Origin of the sequence: Salimicrobium flavidum, assembly GCF_900156645.1 — a bacterium.
Taxonomy (GTDB): domain Bacteria; phylum Bacillota; class Bacilli; order Bacillales; family Halobacillaceae; genus Salimicrobium; species Salimicrobium flavidum.
In genome coordinates, this window is record NZ_FTOC01000005.1 from 81,748 (window position 1) to 94,541 (window position 12,794).

Below are 12,794 nucleotides of genomic sequence, written 5' to 3' on the forward strand. Positions count from 1 at the left end.
TTTGTTTTGTTCACATTTTTTCTGTTTATCTAGGTTGTCTTTGATAACTGAAATAAGCCTGCAAGAGTGTTTTAGCTCCATGGAGCATCGCACGTTCATCAAAATCGAATTTCGGATGATGATGAGGATAAGCATGGTCGGGTATTTTCGCACCGGTGAAGTAGAAAGCACCCGGTTTTTCTTCGAGATAGTAAGCGAAGTCCTCGCCGGCCATTGATGGTTCCACTTCTTTCGTAATAAGAGAGGGGTCCGCTTCCCCTGCTTCTTCAAGAATGAGTGAAGCTTCTTTTTCATGATTGATGACAGGAGGGTACCCTTTGTTGTAGGTGAATTCATACTCCGCACCTGCCGCTTCTGCTATCCCTTTTACGATTCGTTCCATCTCTTCCCGGATGGTGTTCTGAACGTCTGTTTCGAACGTTCTTACTGTACCCGTAAGTTTGGCCGAGTCGGCGATCACGTTGAACGCGGTACCGGCTTCGATGGTCCCGACAGTAACAACGGCAGTTCTCAGCGGGTCGATTCTTCTGGAAACAATCTGTTGGAGGGAGGCTACAACATCCGAAGCGATCACAATCGCGTCTTTCGTCTGGTGGGGCTGAGCCCCGTGTCCGCCTTTTCCTTTGATAGTGATTTCGAATGCATCGGCTCCGGCCATGAATGCCCCTTTGCTCACTTCGATGGTTCCATAATCCGTATTTGTCCAGAGGTGGGTGCCGAAAACGGCCTCCACATGATTAAGTGCTCCGGAATCGATGATCGGTTTGGCCCCGCCCGGAGTGAATTCTTCAGCATGCTGATGAAGGAGTACGAGTGTACCAGGGAGATCTTCTTTATGCTGCCATACGGCTTCTGCAAGACCGAGCAGTTCGGCTGTGTGACCATCGTGGCCACAGGCATGCATAACTCCCTCATTTTTGGAATGAAAAGGCAGGTGCTCATTCTGTTCCTGAATGGGCAGGGCGTCAAAGTCTGCTCGTAATGCCACTGTTCTTCCGGGTTTTCCGCCTTCAATAGTGGCGATCACCCCGTTTCCGCCGATATTCTTTTCATAAGGAATACCGAGTGATTCATATGTATCCGCAATATATTTCGCTGTTTCTGTTTCCTGGAAAGAAAGTTCGGGATATTGGTGCAGGTACCTTCTCGTTTTCACCATTTTTTCATAGAGGTCATCGACCGTTTCGAAAATAGATTGAGCCAAGACAGGTTCCTCCTTTTTGATTTACACTATATCATTCCAGTTAAAAAAAGAAAAAGCGGACCTCTCTCCGTGGAAAAGGGTCCGCTCACTGTAATTGATTGTTTATTCATGAAGGCGAGAGTCGCGAAGCAGTCGGTCGATTTCTTCCATATGACCCGTTTCGTCCGAAATCAAATCTTCGAGCTTTACAGAAAGTTCTGTAAGATTCAGTTCTCCTGCCTGTTCTTTTCGTTTTTCATATCGTTTGATGGTCGCTTCTTCGGCATCTCTTGCAGCTATGAGCATGTCTTTAACGTGTGATTCCTGTGGGACATCTGCTACCTTAGTTGTAGGAGTGCCGCCGAGAGTGCTGATTTTTTCTGCAAGGTACATCGCATGACCCTGTTCGTCAGCGACTTCACCCTCGAAGAATGGTTTCAATACAGAGCGATAGAGACCTGAGACGACAGCTGCATTATTTGTGTACATAATTGCAGCAGCATATTCATGAGCAAGATCTTCGTTCAATCCTTCAATCAATTCCTTCATTTTTTGATCCATGGTACACTCATCCCTTCCTTAGGAAATATCTTTCTCGTACTTGTATTCCCAAGTATTGTGAACTTAAACAAACAAAGGTTGTCGATTTTGTGAAATCATGTATAGTATTTTCAATTCATAACATTCCCTTGTATAATACAAAAAGAGAGGATGAAGTGAGGTATGAAAGGGTCTAATCATTTATTCATCGCTTGGGCCACAGCGCTCACAGCTATGCTCGGAAGCTTGTTCTATTCGGAATTCATGGGATACACTCCATGTGAGTGGTGCTGGTATCAGCGGATTCTGATGTATCCGCTCGTCATTATTTACGGAGCGTCTCTCCTTAAAAATAATAAGGCCATAGCTTTTCCCGGCCTGATTCTGAGTGGTATCGGAATTTTTGTCTCCACCTACCATTATCTGGTCCAGAAAGTCTCCATGTTCCAGTCTGCCGGTGGTAGTTGTGGTGCGGTGCCCTGTACAGTCGAATACGTTAACTATCTCGGATTTATAACCATTCCATTTTTGGCAGGCACAGCATTCGTCATCATTTTTCTGAGTCATCTATTAATGTTACGGAAGAAGGAGTAGTGTACATGAAGAAGAAAATGATCATATTCGGTTCTGTTCTTGTAGTGCTGATTGCTGCTTTGGCAGTAGTCGTAAGTCTTCAGAACTCCGAAAAAGCAGAAGGAAATCCCTATAATAAAGATGAAAGTGAACTCGATCAGGCAACCATCGATCAACTGGATGATCCGAACTACGGAAATCAGATCTTGCCTGATGAACTGTCGGAACAGATCGAGTCCGGAGATCCGGTAACGGTTTATTTTTATAGTCCAACGTGTGTATATTGCCAGAATACAACACCTTATTTGGTACCGTTGACGGAAGACATGGGCGTGGATATGAAAAAGATGAATTTAGAGGAGTTTGAGCCACAGATGGCTAAGTATGGGATTGAAGCTACACCGACTGTCGTCCATTTCGAAAATGGAGAAGAGCAGGACCGCATTGTAGGGCAGCAGCCTGAAGAAGCGTTCCGGGAATTTTTTGAAACGAATGTGACGGGCAATTAAAAGAAAGTGAGCGGTAAATCCGCTCACTTTCTTTAGAATTCGATACTATTTTCAAATACTTTTGAAGCGGGGTGGTTCCGCTTTTCATGATCCAGCTACACCATTCAGAAGCACGTAAGATAAGCGGCCACCCCCGTTTCGGGAAAGATCACCCGAAGCCAGGCCCGTCCGCTTATCTTAGAGCTTCTAAACGAATGGTTCTGCTTTTCTTATCTAGCTGCAGCGTCCAGAAATTCGTGTCATAAGTAGCTCGGATCAGAGAAAGGAAAGAACGCCTTTCATCTGACCAATCTACTTATGCCAGTATTTCTAAACGGACGCTTCCGCTTTTATTTATTCAGGGTTGATCATGTTGTAGTGGACGATATAAGCGTCCCCGTCGATGAAGGATGGTTTTTGTTTATGCTCAGGTCCTGATTTTTGGTGAGCCTGTTCGAAGGATTGGGAATTCCGCCAGTTTTCAAAGCTTGCCTTATCACGCCACTGGGTGAATACCACGTATGTTTTCCCGGATTTCGGGCGAAGGATACGGATGGCTTGAAATCCGTCCATTCCTTCTACATTTCCTTTGCGGTTCTTGAAACGATCTTCGAAGGTTGGCCGTCCTTCTTCAGAAACGGGGATATTGTTTGTGACGACGAAACCTTCGTCTTGAACTGTTCCTGTAGAGTCGACGATTTCATAGTCACGGCCCTCTGAAAAGATAGAAGGTTCTTCTCCTTCATAGTACGCAACAGTAGAGTCACTCCCCTGCATAATGTGGAATTGCTTCTCAGGGTGTTGCTCCTGGATTTTTTTCAGAAAATCGATGGTACCATTTGTCATTGAAACTATCATATCAGGATGCTCCTTTCCTCTTACTGTAAAGTTTAGCAAGAGGGGAGGAGAAACTGCAAGCAGGAAGAAGGGAGGGTCCAATTTGAAACGGGAAGAATACAAACAACTGAGAAAAAGAAACAGACGGATCAGAAATACGTTCATAGGAGCAGGTGCTCTGCTGTTTTTTATGGCTATCGGGCTTCTCATTCTCGTGTTTGGCGGCCGTCTGTTCGTGTCGGAAGAGGCGTTGGAGCTTGATACCGCTTCTACCGTAGTTGCAGAAGGAGAGGAAATCGAAGAGATTTACTCTACGAACCGGACCCTCGTCTCCCTGGAAGAAGTGCCGGAGTTTTTACAACAGGCTGTTATTGCGACAGAAGACAGTCGGTTCTATGTACACTCAGGAATCGACCCCCGGGGGATTGCGAGAGCTTTATACCGTGATGTGTTAGCGTGGGAAAAAGTTGAAGGGGCGAGTACCATCACCCAGCAAGTAGCGAAAAATCTGTTTTTCTCCAATGAAAAATCATGGATGAGAAAGACGAAAGAAGTGATGGTGGCTCTTTACCTGGAACGGAACTTTACGAAAGAGGAGATTCTGGAGCTTTACATGAATTCGATTTACTTCGGAGAAGGGGCGTACGGGGTGGAAGCGGCTTCTGAACGTTACTTTGGAACGTCCATATCCGAGGTTACGGATTCTCAGGCGGCTTTGCTCGCAGGTATGCCGAAAGCGCCGAACAGCTATTCTCCGGTCAATGATGCGGAAGCTGCGAAGGACAGACGTGATGTCGTGCTTATGAGAATGGAAGATGAAGGTTATATTACAAGTGATGAAAAAACGGCGCTGGAGAATCAGAAGCTGGAATACACCGAAAGTGTCGCTCCGGATGAAACGTGGTCGAATGCTTATGTCAATGCTGCCGTTCAGGAAGCGGTCGATCGTTTTGGTATTTCAAGGGAAGCGTTGAAGACGGAAGGGTACAGGATTGAACTGAATATGAATCCGGAGGCTCAACGAATAGCCTATAACACTATGAATAACGCTACTTACGCTTCCGGATCGGTCGAAGAAGTAGAAGGAGCTTTCGTCCTGACTGATAAAAGTGGAAGGGTAACGACGATTATAGGAGGGAGAAGTTTTGAACACGGAGATGTCAACCATGCGTTGACGAATCATCAGCCGGGTTCCATCATGAAACCACTCGTGGTGTACGGACCGGCGTTGATGAGTGAAAGGTATTCTCCTTATTCGGTGTTGAAGGATGAAGAAATGAGCTATGATGATGGGGATTATTCTCCGAAGAACATAGGGAGTTATGAAGGACAGGTCACTTTGTACGAGGCACTGATAGAATCGAAAAACGCGCCAGCTGTTTGGCTGTTGGATCAGATTGGTGTCGGGGAAGGGAAATCGTATCTTGAGAAGCTCGGTCTCCCTACGGAAGATAAAGGACTAGCGATTGCTCTTGGTGGATTGTCGGAAGGCTACACTCCTATGCAGATTGCCGGCGGATATCAGGCAATAATGAACGGGGGAGAACGTCAGCCTATGTATACGATTTCTTCGATAACCGATCGTAAGGGAGAGACAGTCGAGCCTGTGGAGGAAGAAGAGCCGGTTCGTGTATTCAGTGAAAAAGTCTCTTTTCAACTTAGAGAAATGCTGGAAACGGTAGTTTCTGATGGTACAGCTACCAGCGGCAGCTATGATGGTGCTCTTGCTGGGAAAACCGGCACAGCCGGTCACCCTACCGTAGCAGAGGCGAACAAAGATGTATGGTTTGCAGGATTCACCCCTAACTACTCGATGAGCATGTGGATGGGGTATAAAGCTTCGGGCGAAGATTACTACCTGACGGATTCGAGTAGTGTTCCGACGGCGGTTTCAAAACAGGTGATGACGAACTTGAAAGAAGTGCTCGATATGGGAGAAGAGTTCACCGATCCGGAAGGAATGACTTCTTTGGATAAGCCGGTGGAATTGCCCGAAGATATAGAGCTTCAAGGGTCCATGGATATCGGTGGATGGGCTTTTGTCCGTGGGAATCTCAGTTGGGAAGTTGCCGACAATGAAGGTGTGACGTACCGGGTTTATCGGGATATGGAAGAAGACCCGGAACTGATTGCAGAAACGACAGAGACATCTCATACAATCCAGGGATTCGGACTCCTCGGATCAAGAACGTACTTTGTAGTGCCTTTCGATCCTGAGACTGGCAGGGAAGGTAAACCTTCCAACGAAGTGACGCTTACCTGGTAGAGTGAAATGGTGGTGCGGAATACATCATCAAGTTTCAGAGCTCAGGAAGAACCGCTGAGGCATACGGAAAAGGCACAAAATCGTGACAAATCGGACGTTTCGCTATACAGAAAGTTCGTTAATCGTTATAGTTGGAATCGGATAGAATATAAAGGAGTCAGGTATTTTATGGATAACACGTTTAATGACACAATTTTAAAAGCATTCCGCGGAGAACCGACGGATCACACGCCTGTCTGGTACATGCGTCAGGCCGGACGTTCTCAGCCGGAATATAGGAAATTGAAAGAGAAATATTCATTGTTTGAAATCACTCATCAGCCGGAACTTTGTGCATACGTCACCCGTCTTCCGGTGGAAAACTACGGAGTCGATGCGGCTGTATTATACAAAGATATTATGTCTCCGCTCCCGGCACTTGGCGTAGATGTGGAAATCAGAAAAGGAGTGGGCCCGGTCATTCATAACCCGATCACCTCCCGTCAGGATGTGGAGAACCTCGGGGAAATCGATCCGCAGTCGGATGTGCCTTATGTCCTCGACACGATCCGTCTTCTGACGAAAGAACAGTTGAATGTACCTTTGATCGGCTTCAGTGGTGCGCCGTTTACACTGGCGAGCTATATGATTGAAGGTGGTCCATCGAAGAATTACCATAAAACCAAGGCTCTTATGTACAGTGATGAAAAAACGTGGTTTCTCCTGATGGATAAGCTTGCTTCCATGACGATTACGTATGTGAAATCTCAAATCAAAGCGGGAGCCCAGGCCATCCAGATTTTTGATTCCTGGGGGGGAGCACTTCATGCTCCAGATTATCGTAAATATATCAAACCCTCGATGGACCGGATTTTCCGGGAACTGAAATCGGAAGGGGTTCCGCTGATTCTGTTCGGGGTCGGTGCCCGTCACCTGATCGGCGAGTGGGACGATCTCCCTATAGATGTGTTAGGGCTTGATTGGCGTACGTCCATTACAGAAGCTCGAGACCTCGGTGTCCGGAAACCGTTGCAGGGGAATCTGGATCCTGCTGTTTTACTCTCCGACTGGGAGGTTATTGAACAGAGAACGAAAGCGATTCTTGATGAAGGATTGTCTCATGGGCCTCATATATTCAACCTCGGTCATGGTGTTACACCGGAGATTCAGCCGGAAACACTCAAGAAGTTGACGGCCTTGGTACACACATATTCCAAAACAAACTAAGGGGTGTTCAGGAAAATGGCGAACAAAAAAGTAGGTTTACTCGTAATGGCGTATGGCACGCCGTACAAAGAAGAAGATATTGAACCTTATTACACACATATAAGAAAAGGACGTAAACCATCGGAGGAAGCGCTTCAGGATCTGAAAGACCGTTATGAAGCGATCGGGGGGATTTCTCCGTTGGCTCGAATCACAGATGAACAGGCGGAGACTCTTCGTGACGAATTGAACAATATGCAGGACGATGTGGAATTCAAACTCTACATCGGATTGAAGCATATCGATCCATTTATTGAAGATGCGGTCGATCAAATGGCGAAAGATGGGATTGAAGAAGCGGTCTCTATCGTTCTTGCTCCGCACTATTCTTCGTTCAGTGTGAAATCCTATAACGGTCGTGCCCAGGAGAAAGCAGAAGAACATGGTATACGTATAAACTCTGTGGAGAGCTGGTACGATCACCCGACATTCATAGATTTCTGGAAAGATGGAATCCTCGAAGAATATGGAAAGATGAGTGAAGAAGAAAAGCAGAAAGCATGCCTTATCGTTTCCGCTCACAGTCTTCCTGAAAAGATCCTTCAAGGCGGGGATCCTTACCCTGAACAGTTGGAAGAAACCGCGAAGCTCATTTCTGAAGCCACTGGTATCAATCAATACGAAATCGGATGGCAAAGTGAAGGGAACACACCGGATCCATGGCTTGGACCGGATGTCCAGGATTTGACGAGAGATCTATTTGAACAGAAAGGGTACACATCTTTTGTGTATGCACCGGTAGGCTTTGTCGCCGATCATCTGGAAGTGCTTTTTGATAACGACTATGAGTGTAAGGTAGTTTGTGACGAGGTCGGGGCCAATTACTATCGTCCGGAGATGCCTAACACTCATCCGAAATTCATTGAAACATTGGTGGACGTAACGTGGTCCAAGTGGAAAGAAGCGAAATAATATGAATAAAAAAGTAGTAGTGGTGGGCGGAGGAATTACAGGTTTATCTGCTGCTTATTATTTACAGAAGGCGGGAGTCGATGCAGAGCTGGTGGAAAAGTCAGATCATCTCGGTGGTAAAATCGAAACGGTTCACAAAGATGGTTTTACAATTGAAAGAGGCCCTGACTCCTTCCTTGCCCGAAAAACGAGTATGCTGAAGCTGGCGGAAGAAGTTGGTTTGAGTGAAGAAGTGGTGAAGAATGCGACCGGAAATGCGTACATTCTTGCGAAAGGACGTCTGAATCGCATGCCGCAAGGGTCCCATATGGGGATTCCGACCAGACGACGTCCCCTTTTGAAATCCTCCCTTTTTTCCGGTTTCGGGAAAGGGAGAGCTCTCCTCGAACCGTACCAACGTGTGAATACGAAGAAGAATGATGAAGCTCTTGGGGTGTTTCTAAGACGTCGGTTAGGGAATGAAGTCGTTGAGAACGCTATAGAACCCCTGCTTTCCGGTATTTACGCCGGAGATATCGATCAGTTGAGTATGGATGCGACTTTTCCACAGTTCAAACAAGTGACCGAGGAGTACGGGAGTCTGGTTCGTGGGTTGAAAGCTACGGAAGCAGTCCCCCGGGAGAAAAGGACCCACAAAAAGCCGAGTGCCTTCCGGGCATTTGCAGGAGGCCTTTCAAGTTTCGTGGAAGCTATTCACTCCAAGCTCAAGCCTGGCTCTGTCCACCTCTCCAAGGGTGTCGATCATATTCAAAAGAGAGAAAATGGTTACCATATGCTAATGAGTGACGGGGAAGTCATGTGGGCTGATGAAATCATCCTTACTGTACCCGCTCCGGTAGCGGCTAAAATGCTTGCCCAGTATGAATGGGTGGAACCTTTGAAACAGATGAAGGCGACCTCGGTAGCGAATGTCGCTATGGCTTTTGATCAATCCGCAATCAAACAGGACATTGATGGCACCGGTTTCGTGGTTGCTCGAACCAGTGGTGATTATCGGATTACGGCCTGTACATGGACACATAAAAAATGGGCTCATGCAGCACCGGAAGGGAAAGCTCTGCTTCGCTGTTACATCGGAAAGCCGGGAGATGAGGAAGTGGTGGATAAGTCCGATGAAGAAATCAAAAAGATCGTTATGAATGACCTTGAGAAAATCATGAATATTACAGATCAGCCTGATTTCTTCGTAGTCACTCGCTGGCATGATGCCATGCCTCAGTATAGCGTCGGTCATAAAGAAAGACTGACGAAAATCGATCACTACTTGAAGAAAGATCTTCCTGGCGTCCAGCTCGCCGGCGCCCATTACTATGGCATAGGCCTACCTGATTGTATAAACCAGGGAAGAGCAGCTGCCAAACGTATCATTGAAAGAGGATAAACGAAAAGCTTGCAGCAAACCGATCCATTTGCTGCAAGCTTTTTTATGTGAGGGTTGTTATATTACAAATAATTTTTTGACTGAACAATATTTTTTTCGTAAAATGAGCGAATTTTTTGTTAAAATAAAAAAAGAAGCAGTGGCAGCTGCTTCTTTTTTGAAAATGTCTATTTAGCGAGCGGGGCTATCGCACTCTTGGCAAGTGTTACCGTAGCAGTCGGCCTGCTCTTGAATTACGCTCCCGCATTTAGAGCACTGTTTCTTAGGCAAGTTACGAAAAAATTCAACGACGTTCATCATAGGGTGATGCCTCCTCCGTTTTTTATGTTAAGTTCATTGTATTATAACAGAAGCGGGAAAGCAACAGTATGTTATAAAACAATTCTAAAATAGAACTAAAGTATTAGAAAAGAGGTAATTTTGTGAAAATTACAACAATAGGGTATTGGGGAGCTTACCCCGCTCAGAATAGCGCAACGTCTTGTTATATTTTGGAGGACGGAGGGTTCCGGTTGCTTCTCGACTGTGGGAGTGGTGCATTATCACGGATCCAGTGTTACGTCTCGTTGAATTCAATTGATGCGGTGATTATTTCTCATTATCATCATGATCACGTAGCGGACATCGGTGTATTGCAACACGCTCGACTTGTTCAGACGATGTTGGGGAACACGGAAGGCAAACTGCCGATTTATGGTCATGAAGAAGAGGAGGGGAAATTAGCGACGTTAGAGGCCTCTTACACGGAAGCGAGAGCGTACGATCCTGAAACTACTTTGACGGTCGGACCTTTTACTATATCTTTCTTGAAAACCGCTCACCCTGTCCCTTGCTATGGCATGAGAATTACGAATGGAGACTATACTATCGTGTATACAGCAGACACGGGTTATCAGAAAGAATGGAGTGATTTCTCTGAGGAGGCCGATCTTCTTATAGCGGATACGAATTTCTATAAAGGAATGGACGCGGGCAAAGCCGGTCATATGACGAGTGAAGAAGCAGCTACAATCGCTGCTGAAGCAGGGGTGAAGGAACTTTGGCTCAGCCACCTTCCCCATTTCGGTAACCATTCGAAGCTGAAACAGGAAGCTGCAGATATATACGGGGGAGAAGTGAAACTGGCTTCTGAAGGGTTGCGGTGGAACGGGGATTGATTGCTAAGAAATCGCCCCTCCCGTATACTTGGGTGTAGCTAAGAAAGAAAGGGTGAGGGATTTGCTTTTTATTGATAATGAAGGAGTGCACGATCCTACGATCAATCTTGCTATTGAGGAGTATGCGCTTAAAAACTTGGATATCAGCGAAACATACCTTCTGTTCTATATCAATGAACCTTCGATCATCATTGGTAAAAATCAGAATGCTATTGAAGAGATCAATACGGATTTCGTTGAAGAGAATGGCATCCATGTAGTACGGAGGTTGTCAGGTGGCGGAGCTGTTTATCATGATCAGGGTAATTTGAACTTCAGTTTTATTACGAAAGATGATGGAAACAGTTTTCATGATTTCGCCAAATTCACTGAACCTGTAGTCAATGCATTACAACAATTCGGTGCCCCTGCGGAACTGTCGGGACGTAACGATTTGACGATTGAAGGACGTAAAATTTCGGGGAATGCACAGTTCACCACTAAAGGACGCATGTTCAGTCACGGGACGTTGATGTTCAATTCGGAAGTGGAGAACGTCGTACGCAGTCTGAATGTGAAATCTGAAAAGATACGTTCAAAAGGGATCAAATCGATTCGAAGTCGTGTAGCTAGTATTTCTGAATACCTTCCGGAAAATACGACGATGGAAGACTTCAAAACGATGATTTTGCGCTACATTTTCGATGTGGAGAATGTTGAGGATGTCCCGCAATATAAATTGACGGAAGAGGACTGGAAAGAGATCCATAAACTATCCGAAGAAAGATATCGTAATTGGGACTGGAATTACGGAAAGTCTCCGAAGTCCAATATCAATCAGACGAAACGTATTGAAGGTGCAGGAACATATGATATACGTCTGGACGTAGATAAGGGGTATATCAAAAACGCCAAAATCTATGGGGATTTCTTTGGTATCGGGGATGTTGCCGAGGTTGAGAACCGACTGATCGGTACGAAGTATGAACGCGAATCGATTAAGGAATCGGTTCAGGATATCGATATTTCACATTATTTAGGGAAAATTACCGAAGAGGATTTTCTGACGATAGTGTACTGATTTTTATACCCGGTTCGAGGAACGAACCGGGTTATTCTGTAAGTGTTAAGAAATCGGTTCATTTACTGAAGCTAAAAATATGGGAGGGCTAAGGATGATTACATGGAAGGAAGAAATCAATATAGACGCAGACATCGAAACAGTATGGGACCTTTTCAAAGATGAAAATATCACCCGTATTATGCCGCAAGTGGAAGAGCATGCGCTTATTGAGAAAGAAGAAAGTGAAGTAGGGGCGAGACACCGTCAGACTTACCGCGAGGGGAAAAGGACCGAGACGTACATTGTCACAACCAAAGCCTATGAAGATGAGACGGATCATAAGAAAAAGGAAGTAGCTTTCACGATTGGTCGAGCTTTTGATATCCGGACCTGTTATACGTTCCGTAAAGAAAGAGAGAACGAGACGACCCTCATTTATGAGGGGACGAACGAAGGAGCGAACATTCTTGGGAAAATGATGCTTATGTTCGTCAGGGAAAAAAGCAATAAAAAGATAGTTCACGAGTTTCTGAAAAGGGTGAAAACTGAAGCAGAAAGGGAAGTGGAAAATGTTCGTTCATAGAATCGACGAAGACCTGGAATTGAGGTTGATTGAAGTAGGGGACGCAGAGCGTATATTCGAGCTCACCGACCGTCATCGTTCTAATTTGCGGACGTGGTTGCCGTGGGTCGATCATACAGAAAGTAAAGAAGATACGAAAAGTGCAATAAGGAATTTTCTTCATGGGTATGCAGAAAACCAGAGTATGACCGTGGTCATTTTATTTCAGGACGTGATTGTGGGGATGGCCAGTTACAATAAACTCGACTGGACGAACAAAATCGCCTACATAGGGTATTGGCTTGCCGAAGATTATCAAGGGAGAGGGATAATGACTAAAACTGTGAAGTCACTGACAACGCATGCCTTCTCCTCCATGGGCATGAATAAAGTGGATATTCGGGCAGCATCGGAGAACAGGGCAAGTTGTGCAATTCCGGAAAGACTCGGGTTTACACAGGAAGGGGTGCTTCGGGACCAGGAATGGGTAAACGACCATTTTGTGGATCATGTCGTTTATGGCATGCTGAGGAAGGAATGGGAAAATTAATTTGCGAATAGTCTGGCAATAATTTATAATTTATAGTGAAGTTCTATAAGATGAATGA

The 12,794-nt window shown here is 45.6% G+C and carries 14 protein-coding genes; 10 read left to right on the forward strand and 4 right to left on the reverse strand.

The annotated features are described in order from the left end of the window. Positions 1 to 25 precede the first annotated feature (25 nt). Complete coding sequence (locus BW944_RS08570; protein WP_143525695.1) at positions 26 to 1,204, reverse strand: M20 family metallopeptidase; 1,179 nt, start codon at positions 1,202 to 1,204, stop codon at positions 26 to 28. A 102-nt stretch (positions 1,205 to 1,306) separates the two neighbouring features. Continuing rightward, complete coding sequence (locus BW944_RS08575; RefSeq protein ID WP_076558730.1) at positions 1,307 to 1,744, reverse strand: ferritin-like domain-containing protein; 438 nt, start codon at positions 1,742 to 1,744, stop codon at positions 1,307 to 1,309. Between the two features lie 162 nt (positions 1,745 to 1,906). On the opposite strand from BW944_RS08575, the gene BW944_RS08580 reads away from it, so the two are divergent. Together BW944_RS08580 and BW944_RS08585 are read left to right on the forward strand one after the other, a co-directional pair. After that, on the forward strand, positions 1,907 to 2,317 hold the full coding sequence (locus BW944_RS08580) for a disulfide oxidoreductase (RefSeq protein WP_076558732.1): 411 nt from the start codon (positions 1,907 to 1,909) through the stop codon (positions 2,315 to 2,317). Positions 2,318 to 2,322: 5 nt separating this feature from the next. Then, complete coding sequence (locus tag BW944_RS08585; RefSeq protein WP_076558734.1) at positions 2,323 to 2,805, forward strand: thioredoxin family protein; 483 nt, start codon at positions 2,323 to 2,325, stop codon at positions 2,803 to 2,805. Positions 2,806 to 3,138: 333 nt separating this feature from the next. Here BW944_RS08585 and BW944_RS08590 read toward each other — a convergent pair whose 3' ends face one another. Then, positions 3,139 to 3,642: an antibiotic biosynthesis monooxygenase family protein gene (locus BW944_RS08590; RefSeq protein WP_076558736.1), complete on the reverse strand. Its 504-nt coding sequence runs from the start codon at positions 3,640 to 3,642 to the stop codon at positions 3,139 to 3,141. Between the two features lie 82 nt (positions 3,643 to 3,724). Between BW944_RS08590 and BW944_RS08595 the strand changes: the two genes are divergently transcribed. From BW944_RS08595 to hemY, 4 genes are all read left to right on the forward strand, one after another. Further along, positions 3,725 to 5,887, forward strand: a complete 2,163-nt coding sequence (locus BW944_RS08595) for a transglycosylase domain-containing protein (RefSeq protein WP_076558738.1) — start codon at positions 3,725 to 3,727, stop codon at positions 5,885 to 5,887. 168 nt (positions 5,888 to 6,055) lie between these two features. Continuing rightward, complete coding sequence (gene hemE, locus BW944_RS08600; RefSeq protein ID WP_076558739.1) at positions 6,056 to 7,093, forward strand: uroporphyrinogen decarboxylase; 1,038 nt, start codon at positions 6,056 to 6,058, stop codon at positions 7,091 to 7,093. A gap of 15 nt (positions 7,094 to 7,108) precedes the next feature. After that, the gene (gene hemH / locus BW944_RS08605; protein ID WP_076558741.1) at positions 7,109 to 8,044 is read left to right on the forward strand and encodes a ferrochelatase; all 936 of its coding nucleotides are present in this window, start codon (positions 7,109 to 7,111) and stop codon (positions 8,042 to 8,044) included. A gap of 1 nt (position 8,045) precedes the next feature. Further along, positions 8,046 to 9,425 carry a protoporphyrinogen oxidase gene (gene hemY / locus BW944_RS08610; protein ID WP_076558742.1) on the forward strand — a complete coding sequence of 460 codons (1,380 nt, stop codon included), beginning with the start codon at positions 8,046 to 8,048 and terminating at the stop codon, positions 9,423 to 9,425. A gap of 171 nt (positions 9,426 to 9,596) precedes the next feature. Here hemY and yhfH read toward each other — a convergent pair whose 3' ends face one another. Beyond that, a complete protein-coding gene (gene yhfH / locus BW944_RS08615; protein WP_076558744.1) occupies positions 9,597 to 9,725 on the reverse strand; it encodes a protein YhfH in 129 nt (42 codons plus the stop codon). Between the two features lie 122 nt (positions 9,726 to 9,847). On the opposite strand from yhfH, the gene BW944_RS08620 reads away from it, so the two are divergent. The 4 genes from BW944_RS08620 (at position 9,848) to BW944_RS08635 (ending at position 12,736) form a co-directional block, all read left to right on the forward strand. After that, a complete protein-coding gene (locus tag BW944_RS08620; protein WP_076558746.1) occupies positions 9,848 to 10,582 on the forward strand; it encodes an MBL fold metallo-hydrolase in 735 nt (244 codons plus the stop codon). Positions 10,583 to 10,643: 61 nt separating this feature from the next. Further along, positions 10,644 to 11,642 (forward strand): lipoate--protein ligase, encoded by a 999-nt coding sequence (locus BW944_RS08625; protein ID WP_076558748.1) that lies wholly within the window; start codon positions 10,644 to 10,646, stop codon positions 11,640 to 11,642. 94 nt (positions 11,643 to 11,736) lie between these two features. Beyond that, positions 11,737 to 12,207: an SRPBCC family protein gene (locus tag BW944_RS08630; RefSeq protein ID WP_076558750.1), complete on the forward strand. Its 471-nt coding sequence runs from the start codon at positions 11,737 to 11,739 to the stop codon at positions 12,205 to 12,207. Beyond that, positions 12,194 to 12,736 (forward strand): GNAT family N-acetyltransferase, encoded by a 543-nt coding sequence (locus BW944_RS08635; protein WP_076558752.1) that lies wholly within the window; start codon positions 12,194 to 12,196, stop codon positions 12,734 to 12,736. Before BW944_RS08630 ends, BW944_RS08635 begins: the two co-directional genes overlap by 14 nt. Positions 12,737 to 12,794: the final 58 nt, after the last annotated feature.